The 15,417-nt window shown below is 51.3% G+C and carries 12 protein-coding genes; 10 read left to right on the top strand and 2 right to left on the bottom strand.

All coding sequences use genetic code 11. The features are described from left to right. The first annotated feature begins 117 nt into the window (after positions 1–117). Entirely contained in the window at positions 118–1,740 is a 1,623-nt protein-coding gene (locus KP014_RS16340) for a glycoside hydrolase family 13 protein (protein WP_175491812.1), read from the top strand. 180 nt (positions 1,741–1,920) lie between these two features. On the opposite strand, the gene KP014_RS16345 is transcribed toward KP014_RS16340, so the two are convergent. Further along, the gene (locus KP014_RS16345; protein WP_246590514.1) at positions 1,921–2,793 is read right to left on the bottom strand and encodes an ornithine carbamoyltransferase; all 873 of its coding nucleotides are present in this window, start codon (positions 2,791–2,793) and stop codon (positions 1,921–1,923) included. Between the two features lie 468 nt (positions 2,794–3,261). Here KP014_RS16345 and KP014_RS16350 point away from each other — a divergent pair, with 468 nt between their 5' ends. From KP014_RS16350 to mtnN, 6 genes are all read left to right on the top strand, one after another. Next, the gene (locus tag KP014_RS16350) at positions 3,262–4,272 is read left to right on the top strand and encodes a LacI family DNA-binding transcriptional regulator (RefSeq protein WP_036602293.1); all 1,011 of its coding nucleotides are present in this window, start codon (positions 3,262–3,264) and stop codon (positions 4,270–4,272) included. A 40-nt stretch (positions 4,273–4,312) separates the two neighbouring features. After that, positions 4,313–5,611 carry a sugar ABC transporter substrate-binding protein gene (locus KP014_RS16355; RefSeq protein WP_090833934.1) on the top strand — a complete coding sequence of 433 codons (1,299 nt, stop codon included), beginning with the start codon at positions 4,313–4,315 and terminating at the stop codon, positions 5,609–5,611. Between the two features lie 77 nt (positions 5,612–5,688). Next, positions 5,689–7,035, top strand: coding sequence for a sugar ABC transporter permease (locus KP014_RS16360; protein ID WP_051499754.1), 1,347 nt, complete (start codon positions 5,689–5,691; stop codon positions 7,033–7,035). Next, a complete protein-coding gene (locus KP014_RS16365; protein ID WP_036592906.1) occupies positions 7,032–7,871 on the top strand; it encodes a sugar ABC transporter permease in 840 nt (279 codons plus the stop codon). Before KP014_RS16360 ends, KP014_RS16365 begins: the two co-directional genes overlap by 4 nt. A gap of 82 nt (positions 7,872–7,953) precedes the next feature. Next, a complete protein-coding gene (locus KP014_RS16370) occupies positions 7,954–10,416 on the top strand; it encodes a glycoside hydrolase family 31 protein (RefSeq protein ID WP_036592907.1) in 2,463 nt (820 codons plus the stop codon). A gap of 287 nt (positions 10,417–10,703) precedes the next feature. Next, positions 10,704–11,744 (top strand): 5'-methylthioadenosine/S-adenosylhomocysteine nucleosidase, encoded by a 1,041-nt coding sequence (mtnN, locus tag KP014_RS16375; protein WP_246590515.1) that lies wholly within the window; start codon positions 10,704–10,706, stop codon positions 11,742–11,744. A gap of 60 nt (positions 11,745–11,804) precedes the next feature. Here mtnN and KP014_RS16380 read toward each other — a convergent pair whose 3' ends face one another. Then, the gene (locus KP014_RS16380; protein WP_036592915.1) at positions 11,805–12,476 is read right to left on the bottom strand and encodes a DNA alkylation repair protein; all 672 of its coding nucleotides are present in this window, start codon (positions 12,474–12,476) and stop codon (positions 11,805–11,807) included. Between the two features lie 162 nt (positions 12,477–12,638). On the opposite strand from KP014_RS16380, the gene KP014_RS16385 reads away from it, so the two are divergent. From KP014_RS16385 to KP014_RS16395, 3 genes are read left to right on the top strand one after another with little or no spacing between them, the layout of a single operon-like run. Next, on the top strand, positions 12,639–13,247 hold the full coding sequence (locus KP014_RS16385; RefSeq protein ID WP_036592909.1) for a DUF1349 domain-containing protein: 609 nt from the start codon (positions 12,639–12,641) through the stop codon (positions 13,245–13,247). Between the two features lie 23 nt (positions 13,248–13,270). After that, a complete protein-coding gene (locus KP014_RS16390; protein WP_036592910.1) occupies positions 13,271–14,029 on the top strand; it encodes an exodeoxyribonuclease III in 759 nt (252 codons plus the stop codon). 44 nt (positions 14,030–14,073) lie between these two features. Further along, positions 14,074–15,306: an aminopeptidase gene (locus KP014_RS16395; protein ID WP_090833935.1), complete on the top strand. Its 1,233-nt coding sequence runs from the start codon at positions 14,074–14,076 to the stop codon at positions 15,304–15,306. Positions 15,307–15,417 lie beyond the last annotated feature (111 nt).

The raw sequence follows: 15,417 nt of genomic DNA on the forward strand, positions 1-15,417 counted from the left end.
TTTGATCCTGACAGGACTGATTTAGCCGGAGGCGTATTCGAGCACACCGGGGCCAAAGCAGATTTGGTACCGGTGTGCTTTCTATTTCGAGAGTTTCAGGTAGTAAGGAGGATTACAGTGGGAAATAATAAATGGTGGAAAGAAACGGTAGTCTATCAAATCTATCCCCGCAGTTTTCAGGATACGAACGGAGACGGAATCGGGGACCTGAAAGGAATTATCTCCAGACTGGATTATTTGGCGGAGCTTGGAATCGGGGCCATCTGGCTTTCCCCGGTATGCAAATCGCCCCAGGATGACAATGGCTACGATATATCCGACTATCAGGATATCGATCCGATGTTCGGTTCGCTTAAGGACATGGAGACGCTTATTAACGAGTCCAAGAAACGAAACATCCGAATTGTCATGGACTTAGTGCTGAATCATTCGTCCGATGAGCATCCGTGGTTTCTGGAGGCGAAAAAGAGCAAGGCCAATCCGTATCATGATTACTACGTCTGGAGAGACGGGGTGGAAGGAACGCCGCCTAATGATTTGCGGGGCTGCTTCGGCGGGTCCGCGTGGGAATGGGTTCCGGAGCTGGGACAGTATTATTTGCATCAGTTTGCCGTGAAGCAGCCGGATCTCAACTGGGATAATCCCAAGGTCCGGCAGGAGATTTACGACATGATCAACTGGTGGATGGACAAGGGAGTGGGCGGTTTCCGGCTTGATGTAATCGACCTGATCGCCAAAGAGCCCGACCGGAAAATTACCGCCAACGGTCCGAATCTTCATAAGTATATTCAAGAGCTCAGCAGGGAAACTTTTCAAAAGGGAGATCTGCTGACGGTAGGCGAAACCTGGGGCGCTACTCCAGAGATCGCCAAGCTGTTCAGCAATCCGGACGGCAGTGAATTTTCCATGGTGTTCCAGTTTGAGCATATCATGCTGGATGAGCAGGAAGGGAAAGGGAAGTGGGATCTTGCGCCGCTGGATTTCTTGAAATTAAAGCAGGTGCTGTCCAAATGGCAGACGGAACTGAAGGGCGAAGCCTGGAACAGCCTCTTCTGGAACAACCACGATCTGCCGCGTATCGTCTCCCGCTGGGGGAATGACGGAGAATACCGTGTGGAGTCGGCCAAAATGCTGGCCACCCTTCTTCATGGCATGCAGGGCACCCCTTATATCTATCAGGGTGAAGAGCTGGGCATGACGAATGTGCGCTATCCTATTGAAGATTTCCGGGACATCGAGCTGCTGAACCTGTACAAAGAGCGGATAGAAGGCGGATACGACCACGAAGATATCATGGAGTCGATTTACACCAAAGGCCGCGACAATGCGCGTACGCCGATGCAGTGGGATGCTTCCGAACATGCGGGATTTACAGCGGACCAGCCTTGGATTCGGGTCAATCCGAATTACACGGAGATCAATGCGGCAGCCGAATTGGACAATCCGGACTCCATATTTCATTACTATAAGAAGCTGATTCGGCTGCGTAAGGAACATAACGTAATCGTATACGGAGACTACAAGCTGCTATTTCCTGAAGATAAGGACTTGTTCGGTTATACCCGCTCGCTGGGTGATACCACGCTGCTCGTGCTGTGCAATTTTTATGGAAATACCGTTTCATTCGAACTCCCCGAAGAATTGGCTGGAGAAAAGGAACTGCTGATCTCCAACTATAGTGATGAAGCTTCCGTCGGTACGCTGCGTCCTTATGAGGCAAGAATGTACCTGCTGAAATAAGTTTGAATAAGTTTGAAAATTCGGAAGCCTTTCGCGAGGGATATGGCGTCGTATTCGACAGTCCCGGCGTACAGGCGCGCAAAGAGCTGTATGATCTTTATTATAATTTGATCGCAGTCATCGCCGTAAAGCGGAACAAGCGCCGAGCCTTGCTAAGAGGACCGGCGCTTTTTGGCAGCGTCAAGAAGCCGTATGCCCAGAGTGATAAAGGCAATACAGCATTATGGCCTGCTGGACATACAGTAGACATTTTTTAAATTCATATCCGACAAAATAATCCGAGTTGATGGCATCCGCTGTGACTTCTTCCCCTCTGAAAAAGGGCGGACACGGATTGAGCAGTGCACCGGGCTTGGCCGTCTGCATCCGCTGTAAATTTAGCTGGTACTTCCCTATGTATTCAGCAGTACGGTATTCCTCCGGCAAAGAATCGGTCAGCAGGATGTCGCTGTCCGGCAAAATCCCGTCAAGTTCGGTATGAAACGAATAATTGGCGGTTTCCGGCCCAAGCGCATTGCCCTCGGAGCAGACATGGTGGAAGTTTAAATTCATCGTCTTCGCCATGCTCATCCATGTTCGGCTGATGTTGCCCGCCGGACCCACAAAGGTATAGACCAGGTCTTTGTAATCCGGTCTCCGTCTGCTAATTGCATAGAGGTCGGACATGATTTCGCACGGATGGTTCTCCGAAGTCATGGCATTGATGACAGGGATCGAAGCACACCGCGACAGTTCCCGAAGTTTATGGAGTTCCGGATGCCGGACTACGGCCGCGTCTGCCCAATTCTCCATATAGCCCATGACATCAGCGAGATCTTCTCTCTTATTCAGAGCTTCTGGGGACATGCAAATATACTCACCCCGCAGATCGCGGATGCCTTTCTCAAAGCTTACCCGAGTGCGAAGACTGGATTCGGGAAAAAATAAAATGAACGTTTTTCCTTGCAGCAGGGGCTGTTCGCGGTTCTGACAAAGCCGGTCGGTCAAGCCAAAAATATCTTGGATCTGTTCCGGCTTCCACTCCTCAATATCCAGAAAATTCAGGGTGATCACGTCCTTTTATACAAGATGGGTGAGTCTGAACAATGAAATAATATACAAATATATGTATTAGTATACACTATTTTCAGCCTGTTTTCCGAATTAAATCGGAGGCGCCGATGCCGTATCTTCCATTCCCGCTGGCTAGTTTGCGTGCATTATCTCCCTATCAATATATGTTATAAAAGATAACAAATCAGTTGTGATGCAGAGGTTTTTTCTGAATTAACTTAAAATTTTAATTAAAGTGTGTCATTTATATTGACATTCTTTTATGCTCGATAGTATTATTATCGCTAATAACAGCTGCAACGAAGAAGTAAAATTCAAAAAGGTTGTTTTCGTTTTCGGGAAAAGGTTTTCCTGGTTGGGTTAAACTCGTTCCGCCGGATTTACTAAGCAGAAGTTCATCAAAGGTTCTCTCTTTTTTTTGAGAACGAGGAAAAGGTTTTCCTGATTATGACAAGGGGGGGTGAAAGCATGTCATTTACAATCAAGGATGTGGCCAGACTGGCCGATGTTTCGATTGCCACGGTATCGCGGGTGCTGAACCGGAGCAAGCCTGTCAGTCCTGAAGTGCGTGAAAAAGTCATGAAAGTGGTGGACGAGCTCGGATACAATCCGAATCCTGTGGCCCGAACGTTGATTATGAAGGAGAGTATGCTGATCGGCGTTCTTATCCCGGATATCGCCAATACATTTATCTCAATGTTCGTACGCGGCATTGAAAAAGAACTCTTCCAGCAAGGGTATACGGCGCTGCTCTGCAATACGAACAGTGATACGAAGGTTGAACTCCACTATCTGAATCTGCTTCGCGAAAAGTATGTAGATGGTGTTGTGTTGTTAACCTCCGCTCCAAAGCCGGAGCAAATCGATTTCTTTAACAATCATGATATTCCCGTTATCTTTTCGAGTCATACAGACAAGGACAGCCGGTTCCCATGCATTAATATTGATGATTACCAAGCCAGCTATGATGCCACCAAGTACCTGATCGGACTGGGTCACCGCAGCATCGCCTTTTTCTGCGGACCGATGGAGTACTACCAGACGATCCGGCGGTTTGACGGGTATAAGCAGGCTTTGGCCGATTACGGGATTGAGTTCCAGACAAAATGGCTTTTTGCTAGAGACTATAACATTGAGTCAGGCTACAAGAGCGGGATGGAGCTGTTCGCGCAGGAGGATCAGCCTACGGCGGTCTGCTGTGTCAGCGACATGGTTGCGATCGGGGCGATCCGGGCGGCGGAAGACAGCGGAGTCAGCGTTCCGGAGGATGTGTCCATTATGGGCTTTGACGATATCCCGATTGCCGGAGCCTACCGGCCAGCGCTCACAACGATCCGCCAACCGGTCTACGATCTTGGTGCTGGGTCGGCGCAGATGCTGCTCAAACAGATTCGTGAAAAAGATAATTATATTCGGGAAGCTAAAATTCTTCCTCATGAGATCATTGAAAGAGAAAGCTGCCGGGTGCTGAATAACTGACCTTTCATATCCATTTTACAATCCGAGGGAGAGATAAGCGATGACTAAGAAATTGGGAGTTCTCGTACTATGTATGATGTTGATGGTAATGCTCGCGGCGTGCGGCGGCAAGACCGGTTCCGGGGCGGAAACTACAACCAATACAGCCAATACAACCGGTAACAGCGGGGAGGAAGCGGCAGCGGAAGGGACGGAAGAATTAACGCCGGAACCGGGCGCGGCGCTGACTTTCTGGACGATCAAGGATGATTTTACCGATTATGCGGCTGCGGAGTTCGAGAAGAAATATGGCATCAAGGTAACGGTTGAAGATGTGGCCTACTGGGATAGTGTGGCCCGTTTGACGACGGACGGTCCGGCCGGTACGGGGGCGGATGTGCTCGGTATCAATAATGACGGGCTGGGTGGAGCCGTCAAAGCGGGCGTTATTTTGCCCAACGACTATTATGAAGAAGAGACGAGAAGCATCAACCGGAAAATGGCTGTGGATGCCTCCACAATCGACGGAATTCTGTACGGATATCCGCGGAATGTGTATACGTACTCCCTGTATGTCAACAAAGATCTCGTAAAAGACGCCAAGCTGGAAACCTGGGATGATATCATCGCTTTCTCCAAGAAATTTAATGACGTGAAGAATAATAAATACGGATTTATGTTCGAAGGAAGCAATGCCTTCTATGATGTTGCGTTTATGACCGGCTACGGCGGCTATGTGTTCGGCAGCGAGGAGACCGATCCGCATGATATCGGGGTCAACAATGAAGGCTCGATAAAAGGCATGGAGTTCTTCCAAAAGCTAAGAGAGATAATGCCGCTTAAATTGTCCGATGCTACCCGGGACGTCAAGACGGGACTATGGGAAGACGGCAAGCTTGCGATCAATATGGACGGCAGCTGGAACATCGGCAATTACGGCAAACTACCGTTCCAAGTGGAAGTTCTTCCCCTGCCGGCCATGCCGGGAGGCGGCGACACCATCGTGCTTGCGGGCAACACTTCCTATTATGTAAGCTCGTACTCCAAATATCCGAATGCAGCCAAGATGTTCGCCAATTTCATCACATCCAAAGAGATGCAGATTAAAGACAACCAAATGACCGGTATCATTCCGGCGGCAGAGGGCATCGATAATGATCCGAATATCCGCAAGGATGCTATCATGCAGGGCTTCTTCAAACAGATGGAACACAGCCGGATGATGTCGAACCGGACGGAAATGGAATTTTTCTGGAACTATATGGGCCCTGCGTTTGATGAGATCTGGAACGGCGCGGACGTCAAGGCGACGCTTGACAAAGCCGCGGAAGGCATGAAGACAAGCATTGGGACGAAGTAGTCGGAGATAAATGAAAAAAGGGGGTCATTCGGGGCTATCCGGGTGATCCCCCTAACTTAGATGGGAGTTGAAAGGAGATGCAGCAGCTGGCGATTGAACGAAAGTATCCCGAACATTCCAAGAAGTTCAGAAAAAAGGCCGTCCTGCTATCGGTTATCGCGATGGGACTGGGCCAGATCTATAACCGGCAGTATGCCAAAGGGTTCCTCATGCTGGCCTTTTATGTGTACGGAATATATACCGCAGTGACGAGTCTTCCCCATGCGCTTTGGGCGCTCGCCACGCTTGGCGAAACGGAGACCCACCTGCAGAAAGTCGGAAGATTGTATAAGCAGGTCATGGGCGACCATTCGATTTTTCTGATGATCGAGGGCTTGATCACGGTGTTTATCATGCTTGTGATGGTTTGGCTCTATATAGCCGGCATTAAGGATGCTTACCGGACTGGCAAGCTGCGGGAAGAAGGCGTTAGGCCCAATACGTTCAAGCAGACGCTTAGCTTTGTGGCGGCATACCGCTTCCCGCATATCGTGCTGGCGATTCCGATGCTTGGTGTCGTGTTCTTTACGGTGATGCCGATCATCTTTATGATCTTGGTAGCTTTTACCGACTTTACCCGAGACACCATGCCGCCTGCCCATCTGATCAACTGGGAGGGACTTCAGGCATTCAAGGAGCTTTTGCGCATCAAGGCATGGAGCCATACCTTTTACAGTGTGACGCTATGGACGTTTATCTGGGCGTTTTTTGCGACAATCACGGGCTATTTCGGCGGATTCGCGGCGGCGCTGCTTGTTCAGTCCAAGGGAATCCGGTTCAAATCTTTCTGGCGGACGGCTTTCATCCTGCCCTTTGCCATCCCGATGTTCGTCTCCACCTTGATCATGCGCAACATCTTTAACGGCCAATTTGGACCTGTCAACCAATATTTGGGGATGCTCGGGATCGCCAAGGCTCCCTGGCTGTCCGATCCGCTCTGGGCAAAAATCACGCTAATCATAGTTAATTTCTGGCTGAGCTTCCCGGTCTCCATGCTGATGATTATCGGAATCCTGTCCACCATACCGAAGGATATGTATGAAGCGGCGGATATCGACGGTGCGAGCGGCTCCCAGAAGACGCGGCTGATCACTTTTCCGATGGTGATGTATTCGATGGCGCCGCTGATTATTATGCAATTCGTAGCTAATATCAATAACTTCAATATTGTATATCTGCTGACGAACGGCAAGCCGCTTAACGGTGACTTCCAGTTCGCCGGGCATACCGATATCCTGATCACCTGGCTGTTCAAGCTGTCCATGGAGCAGGGGAAATACAACTATGCGTCGGTAATCGGGATTTTCATCTTTATCGTGCTCTCCGTATTCGCCATATGGAATGTCCGCCGCACCAAAGCGTTCAAGGAGGAGGATGCTTCATGAGACCCGGAAACAAAGCGAGAACGACGATCCGGCTGTCATTCAGCTATATCGCGCTTATTCTTCTTACAGCCTTCTGCGCCTATCCGGCCCTGTGGGTGTTGATGTCTTCTTTTCGTACCGGAGACGCGTTGTTCAGCGATACGATCCTGCCGACCTCATACACTTTCAGCCATTATACCGAATTGTTCGCCAAGCATCCGTTCGGCGTCTGGTACATGAATACGCTGAAAATTGCGGTCTCCAGCATGATTCTCGGGACGATTCTTACCCTGCTCACCGGTTACACCTTCTCGGTATTCCGTTTTTCCGGACGCAAAAATCTGATGAGCATCCTGCTGGTGCTCGGATTGTTTCCCGGATTTATGAGCATGATCGCGATCTATATTCTGCTCAATCAAATGAATCTGCTGAACACGCACACCGCCGTCGTCATCGTGTATGCGGCGGGAGCGCCGCTGTATTTTCTGTTCGCCAAAAGCTATTTCGACACGATTCCCCGAAGTCTTGTTGAAGCCGCGCGGATTGACGGAGCCGGACATATGCCGATTTTCTTTCGAATCGTGCTTCCGCTGTCGACCCCGCTGATTGTGTACACCGCGCTTATGACTTTCACCGGGGCCTTCACCGACTTTATCTTCGCCAAGCTGGTCCTGCGTTCGCCGGATAAGAAGACTCTTGCGGTCGGTCTGTTCGACATGATCGGCGACCGGTTCTCGAATGAATTTACGATGTTTGCCGCAGGCTGCGTATTGGCCGCCGTTCCGGTTACCATCTTGTTCATCCTGATGCAGCGCTTTCTGGTAGAAGGATTAACGGCTGGGGCCGATAAAGGATGAGTACATGCTCCAAATGTAATTTTAACCATGAAGTGAATTTCAAGGATATTAACGTTCAACTAACGTTCAGGAGGATCAAGACATGTTAACCAGCGAACAGATCAGTCCCGATAAAATACAGGCCGATTACGCAGCCGCGTTCACGCAGACGCTCGGACGCGTTCAGGCCGTTACTGTGGAAGGCGGGCTTGTACTTTTTACTTCTGAAAAAGGCAAACTCGCTGTCGGCAGGGTTCGTACAGGAATCATCCGGATCAAGCTGTTCGCCGGCGCCGATTCTGGCGACCCGATTCATATGCGCACCACGGAGGCGGTTATCGGGTATGAGGAGAATCCCGGCGGGAAAGAAGCGGAACTGCAAGTACGGGACACCGAATCCGCCTATATAATTGAAATGGACGGCATAACGGTTGAAGTCGCCAAACAAGACAGCAGTATCCGGTTCCTGAATGAGTCAAGGCAGATCCTGGCTCATAATCCACTGCTCGCCTGGAACGAGGAGATGGCTGCTGCTGCTCTGTTCCAGGCAACGGAGAATACCCATTATTACGGACTGGGCGAGAAGACAGGCTTTCTGGACAAACGGGGAGAGCGCTACGAAATGTGGAACTCCGATAACTTTTCCCCGCATGTGCCGGAAATTGAAGCGCTGTACCAGTCGATTCCTTTCTTAATCGTGGGCGAGCCGGGGAATACCTATGGGATCTTTCTGGATAATCCGGGGAGATCGGTATTCGACATGCGAGGCTCTAAGCAGGCGTTCACGATCCATACGGAAACGGGCGGGGTGGATTATTACTTTATCGCCGGACCGCAAATCAAGGATGTGGTAGGTCGCTACACCGCCCTTACCGGGCGGATTCAACTGCCGCCAAGGTGGTCCATTGGATATCACCAATCCCGCTACAGCTACATGGATCAGGAGGAAGTATTGGAGCTGGCCCGCACTTTTCGTGAGAAAGAAATTCCGTGCGATGTCATCCACCTGGACATTCATTATATGGACGAATACCGTGTCTTTACGTTTGATCTGGTCCGGTTCCCCAATCCGAAAGCGATGATTGCGGAATTGAAAAGCCTTGGCATCCGAATTGTGCCCATCGTTGATCCGGGGGTCAAGCTCGATCCGGACTACCACGTCTATCAAGAAGGGGCGGATTCGGGTTTCTTCTGTATGAAGCCGGACGGCACTCTATTTATCGGTCCGGTCTGGCCGGGTCAAAGCGCATTCCCCGACTTCTCGGAAGCGAAGGTCGGCGAATGGTGGGGGAGTCTCCATCGTTTCTTTACGGAGATGGGGATCGAGGGCATTTGGAACGACATGAACGAGCCTTCGGTCTTCAACGAATGCAAGACGATCGAGCCGGATACGCTTCAAGGCAACAATGGCCATCCGGTCACGCATAGAGAGATTCACAATCTCTACGGCATGATGATGTCCAAAGCGACCGCGGAAGGAATGGCTAATAATCTGGACGGTCGCCGGCCATTCGTGCTGTCGCGCGCCGGCTACGCCGGAATCCAGCGTTATGCGGCCGTCTGGACGGGCGACAACCGCAGCTATTGGGAGCATATGGCGCTCGCCATACCGATGGTGCTCAATTTGGGGCTGTCGGGCGTAGCCTTCGCGGGCCCCGATATAGGCGGGTTCGGTCACCATACGACGGGAGAACTGCTGGCGAGATGGACTCAGATGGGAGCGCTGTTCCCTTTTTGCCGGAATCACAGCATGATTGACACCGTTCGCCAGGAGCCTTGGTCCTTCGGAACTGATGTGGAGAATATTTGCCGGGATTACATCAGCCTGCGCTACTCCTTGATGCCGCTGCTGTATTCCGTATTCCGGGAAGCTGCCGAAACGGGGATGCCGGTCATCCGGCCGCTGCTGCTGGAATACCCGGACGACCCCAATACAGCGAATCTGTGCGATCAATTCCTGGTGGGAGATCAGATGCTGGTTGCTCCCGTTTATCGCCCCGATACGTATCACCGTGTCGTCTATCTGCCTGAAGGAAACTGGTTCGACTACTGGACGGGTGAAAGAAGGGTAGGGGGCAGCCACCTTATGGCCCATGCTCCTTTGGATACTCTGCCGTTGTACGTCAAAGAAGGAGCAATGATCCCCCGTATCGCATCTGCCGCATCGACAGAATTTCTTCGGTCGCAGGAGCTGCTGCTGGATATTTATACACCGGAGAATGGCGCAGGCGCCTTTGATCTGTACGATGACGATGGAACGACTTATGCATTTAAGGAAAACTCCTACAATCTGTACCGGTTGACGGTGGAAGGGGCGGATGGAACCGTCAAATTCCGCATTCATCCCGCTAGTCACGGCTACGCCGAGGGCTGGAAGAGATGGACCGTAACGTTCAAGCATCTCCGGTTTGCCGGGTGCCATCTGGATTTCGGGACAGAAGCGTTGGAAAGTGAAGAACTGGAGGCGCTCGCCGAGGGATGGCATTTCGATAGAGCTGCCAGAGAACTGACCGTAGTTATGAATCAGCCTTTGGAGGAATTGGAGCTGGTCATTCATGCTCTATAAAAAGCCGGAATGAACGCGGCCTGTGCTAATCAGACGTGTTAACTTTTGCGCATTATTGCGTGAATAAAAATTACACGAAAACAATAATAATCCATAAGTTTACAACAAAGTTTAGATTGAATAACAAAATATACCTGTTTTTTTGTGCGGCTTGACATAAAGCATGTTATGTAATTGACGCTAAAGCTGACGTGCGATTATCTTCTAGATGTTGAAAATATAACTCTATGAGGTGATCGCAGATGAAAAAATGGTTGTTATGGAGTACCGCGTTCCTTTTGATCCTTATGCCTCTGCAAGTCCAGGCCGCGAGCAGTCAAGAGGTTCGGCCAATCGCCGTTCAAGGCGCGATGGACATGGAAGTCGCTTACTTCCTGAAGCAAATGGGTGATTATAAGACGGAAACATTCGGTTCATATCATTTTTATTCCGGCAAAATCGCGGGCGTTCCGGTTGTCGTCTCCCAAACAAATATCGGTATGGTTAACGCCTCCGCTTCGACCACGCTCTTAATCGAGAAATATCATCCGAAAGCGATCATCAATCAGGGAACGGCGGGCGGCCACGACCCGGCACTCCATAAGTTCGACATCGTGGTTGGCGCGAAAAGCATTAATTACGGCTGGTTCCAATCTGCACATCGGGACGCCGGGGCGGGAGTTGATACCGGAAACTGGAAGGTGCTTACGGAGCCGGTCGAGCCGGACCCTGAACTATATAAGACGGCAATGAGCGTAGCGGACCGGTATCAACATGGTAAAGTGGTCTCTGGAGTAATTGGCACCTCGGATGCATGGAACAGAGAACTCGACCGCATTAAGGAACTGCATGATACTTTGGGCACAAGTGCGGAAGAGATGGAGACCGCGTCGGTTGCCGAGGTAGCCAAAACGTTCAATGTTCCTTTTCTGGGTATCCGGATCTTGTCGAATTCCGAATTGTATGCAGAGGATTTCGATCCGAAGTCGGCTGATTACTGCTCCGAGTTCGTCATTGAAGTGATCAAAGAAATCGAGAGCGGCGTGACCTTCTCGGACAAGCTGCAGGTGTATGCGGATGGCAAAGAAGTGGTTGGGCTTCTCGGACAATATGTGAACGGTGAAGCGCTGGTTCCGCTGCGGGGTGCTCTGGAAAGCCTTGGATCGGAAGTGACATGGGACAGCGCCAAGAAGCAAATCCATGTCGTTCACAGCGGCAAGCACATTCCGGTCAAAGCTAGCGAGACGATGGTCAAGCAGGGCACAGCATGGATCGAAGTGGACTCGCTGCAAAAGATATTCGGGGTGAAGACAGATGTCCTTGGTTCGAGTGTATACATTTATGAATAACTGATACTCACGTCCTAACCGTTCTGCGGTTCATGATGAGCTCTCCCTCCCGGGAGGGCTCTACTTTGTTTTTTCGGCTCTCATCAGCCATTTCAGGCCTTCACGCCGGCTCAGCGGCTTCAGTTCCTCTTGCTCGATAAACGCCGCGACTGACGCCGGATTACTCTTGGAATATTCCCTCAAAGCCCAGCCGATCGCTTTCTGAATGAAAAATTCATTGGACGACGCATGCTCGCGGATATAGTTGTACAGCAGCCTCTCGTCCGTCGCTTCCTTATAATGAAGCTGAAACAGGATTGCCGTGCGGTTGAGCCACATATTGTCTGAATAGAGCCATTTCTCGCCATATTCCGGCTGCAGCTCGGGGTATTTGCGCAGCAGGAACCCTGCGACGCTCGCGGCAAGCAGATCGACGGTATCCCACCATGAGTGCCGAGTAATGCAGGTTTCGATCATAGGGAGGTCGGCGGGTTCCAGCTTTTTTCGCAGGGATTGCGCGATATCCACCCCGCAGTATTGATACTCACGCTCAGGCATTTCCCACAGCAGAGGAATCCATTCCTTTTTCGGCTGATGCGCCGCCAGGAAGGATTTCAGAACTTGTCTTCGCAGGGGAGTTCGGACGCCCAAAAAAGGAAATTGATTCCGCTGATACGCGCTCATAGCCGCCGCCGCGTCCGGGTCCCGCAATTCCTCCAGTTCCCGGGCCAGCAGCTTAAGGTCTTCGTTCATGATTTTCGTTCCTTTCTCCATGAAGAGTTCGGTGTATTCCTTATTGGCATAGTTCAATTATTGTATCATGAGCGGGTGTGATTGCCATACTCCAGCATTCCACAGATAATGGAAGTAACAATGGAAAACTGCTATTCTTAATAGGGTCAGGGGGAATGTAAGATGACCATCCAAACAATAAACTGGCCGGACGGAATCTGGACGAACCAGCCTGTATCCAGCCGCGTTGACCGCGAAAGACTGATTGTTGAAGCCGCGGAGCACAGCGACTATTGGCAGCAAACGATGTATGGCTTTCAGCATGACAGCGGCCATGCGCTGCTTCATTCATGGGAGAGGCAATATGCTGCTGAGGCCAGCTTTAAGCTGGACCATTTCTCCGAATTATACGATCAGGCGGGATTAATGTTATGGCATAGCCCGTCCCAGTGGATCAAATCGGGGATTGAAATAAACGATGGCGTTCCCCATATTGGCGCCGTTGTCACCGATACATACTCGGACTGGTCTTTGTCCCCTGTTCCTGAGTGGGCTGGACAAGAGATCACCATTCGTGCATCCCGGCTGAATGATGCCGTAATCATCAGAGCGAGAGCGGATCGGGATGCTTGGCGAACCGTCAGGGTTGCCCGTTTTCCTTATCTGGCTGATGTTCAGGCCGGTCCTTTTCTATGCGCGCCCACCAGATCGGGGTTCCAGGTTACATTTACCCGCTGGGTGCTCACAAGTCCCGATGAGGACATCCACACCGATCCGCCCGCAGAAGCATGAGAAACTAAGGAGCTTAAGAAATCATGAAGCTGATATCATGGAATGTCAACGGGCTGAGAGCCTGTGTGAACAAAGGATTTAATGAGTATTTTGCGGAAGAAGACGCGGATATCTTCTGCTTGCAGGAGACGAAGCTTCAGGAAGGGCAAATTTCTCTGGATCACGGGGAGAAATATAGACAGTACTGGAATTATGCCGTGAAGAAAGGGTACTCTGGAACCGCCGTTTTCACCAAAAAAGAACCTCTCTCTGTCTCCATCGGCATTGAGGGCGTGGAGGAGACGGAGGGGAGAGTCATCACCCTGGAATACGAGGGCTTCTATCTCGTTAACGCATACAGCCCCAATGCCCGGCGCGACCTTTCGCGGCTGGCCTACCGGCTGGAATGGGAAGACCGTTTCCGCGCCCATCTGAAGCGCCTCGACAAGCAAAAGCCTGTTGTGATATGCGGGGATCTTAACGTCGCGCATCAAGAAATCGATCTGAAGAATCCGAAGTCTAACAACGGCAACTCCGGTTTTACGCTTGAGGAGAGGGGGAAGATGACCGAGCTTCTGGCCTCGGGCTTTATCGATTCGTTCCGGCATCTGCATCCGGATACAAAAGACGTCTACTCCTGGTGGTCTTACATGCCGAAGGTGCGGGAGCGGAATGTGGGCTGGCGGATTGACTATTTTCTTGTATCGGAAAGGCTGGCTCCTGCTATTGCCGATGCCCGGATTGAGTGCGCGGTCATGGGCAGTGATCATTGTCCGGTCGTGCTGGAGCTGAACGGATTTTAAGAAACTTTGCGGTTCAAAACAGAACAATCGGAGGATGAGCAAGTATGACTTCATTTGAACAGATGTTGGACAAATACGCGAATTTGGTTATCAAAGTGGGTGTGAACATTCAGCCCGGGCAAGTACTAATGGTCCATGCTCCGCTGGAGACCGCCGCGCTGACCCGGCTGATTGTAGCCAAGGCTTATGAAGCGGGCGCCAAATACGTCATCATGGATTGGGACGATGAAGCGGTGTCCCGAATCCGTTACGAGAAAGCGCCGGAGGACTCCTTTGGGTATTACCCGCAGTGGCATGCGGATATGCTGGAGAAATTCGCTGAAGAGGGCGGCGCGATCCTGCATATCAAAGTACCCGATCCGGAGCTGCTGCGCGGCATTGATTCGGCCAAAGTGTCGGCAGCGGTCAAAGCGGCGGCGGTCGCCCGCCAGAAGTACCAGGCCTATACCCGAAACAGCCGGATCAGCTGGTCGCTGGTCAAGGCGCCGACCCGGGCCTGGGCCGACAAAGTGTTCGCTGATCTGCCGGAAGAACAGCGCATAGACGCCATGTGGAAGGCGATCTTCCTGATGAACCGGGTTGAAGCGGAGGGTGATCCCGTCGCCGCTTGGCAGAAGCATATCGCCAATCTGAAAGAAAGCCAGGAGAAGCTGAACGCCAAGCGTTACAAAAGTCTGCATTACCGCGCCCCGGGAACCGATCTGCGCGTCGAGCTGCCGGAAGGACATTTATGGCGGGCCGCAGGCGGAGAGAATGAACAAGGCGTATATTTTGTCGCGAATATGCCAACGGAGGAAGTGTACACGATGCCGCACCGCACCGGAGTGAACGGAACCGTAAGCAGTACAATGCCTCTTAATCTGAACGGACGGCTTGTGGACGGCATTAAATTGACGTTCAAGGAAGGCAAGGTAACAGAATTTGACGCTTCCACCGGACGCGAGCATCTGGCCTCGCTGCTGGAGACGGACGAAGGCGCATCCTACCTGGGCGAGATGGCGCTTGTACCGTATGATTCGCCGATATCGCGGCTGAACCGGATTTTTTACAATACGGGCATCGACGAGAACGCCTCCTGCCACTTCGCTCTCGGCAGCGCTTATCCCGTCAATATCGAGGGAGGAACGAAGCTCAGCCGGGAGGAGTTGCTGGCGAAGGGGGCAAATATCAGCCTGACGCATGTGGACTTTATGATTGGATCGGCGGAGCTGGATATTGACGGCGAGCTGCCGGACGGAACGGTCGAGCCGGTATTCAGACAAGGAAACTGGGCGTAAGCGGGGCGGTACACAGCTAAGAAACGCCAGTTGATAAATACGAAATTTGAATAAGGGCAAGCCGTATTGCAGACAAGGTCTGCGATAACGGCTTGCCTTTTCGAGGATAAG

Source organism: Paenibacillus sophorae (assembly GCF_018966525.1).
Lineage (GTDB): Bacteria > Bacillota > Bacilli > Paenibacillales > Paenibacillaceae > Paenibacillus_AQ > Paenibacillus_AQ sophorae.

Excerpts from the sequence above, each read along its gene's own strand:
- KP014_RS16370 (WP_036592907.1), top strand. The coding sequence starts at position 7,954 with ATGTTAACCAGCGAACAGATCAGTCCCGATAAAATACAGGCCGATTAC.
- KP014_RS16385 (WP_036592909.1), top strand. The coding sequence starts at position 12,639 with ATGACCATCCAAACAATAAACTGGCCGGACGGAATCTGGACGAACCAG.
- KP014_RS16380 (WP_036592915.1), bottom strand. The coding sequence starts at position 12,476 with ATGAACGAAGACCTTAAGCTGCTGGCCCGGGAACTGGAGGAATTGCGG.
- KP014_RS16390 (WP_036592910.1), top strand. The coding sequence starts at position 13,271 with ATGAAGCTGATATCATGGAATGTCAACGGGCTGAGAGCCTGTGTGAAC.
- KP014_RS16360 (WP_051499754.1), top strand. The coding sequence starts at position 5,689 with ATGCAGCAGCTGGCGATTGAACGAAAGTATCCCGAACATTCCAAGAAG.
- KP014_RS16355 (WP_090833934.1), top strand. The coding sequence starts at position 4,313 with ATGACTAAGAAATTGGGAGTTCTCGTACTATGTATGATGTTGATGGTA.
- KP014_RS16395 (WP_090833935.1), top strand. The coding sequence starts at position 14,074 with ATGACTTCATTTGAACAGATGTTGGACAAATACGCGAATTTGGTTATC.
- mtnN (WP_246590515.1), top strand. The coding sequence starts at position 10,704 with ATGCCTCTGCAAGTCCAGGCCGCGAGCAGTCAAGAGGTTCGGCCAATC.
- KP014_RS16365 (WP_036592906.1), top strand. The coding sequence starts at position 7,032 with ATGAGACCCGGAAACAAAGCGAGAACGACGATCCGGCTGTCATTCAGC.
- KP014_RS16350 (WP_036602293.1), top strand. The coding sequence starts at position 3,262 with ATGTCATTTACAATCAAGGATGTGGCCAGACTGGCCGATGTTTCGATT.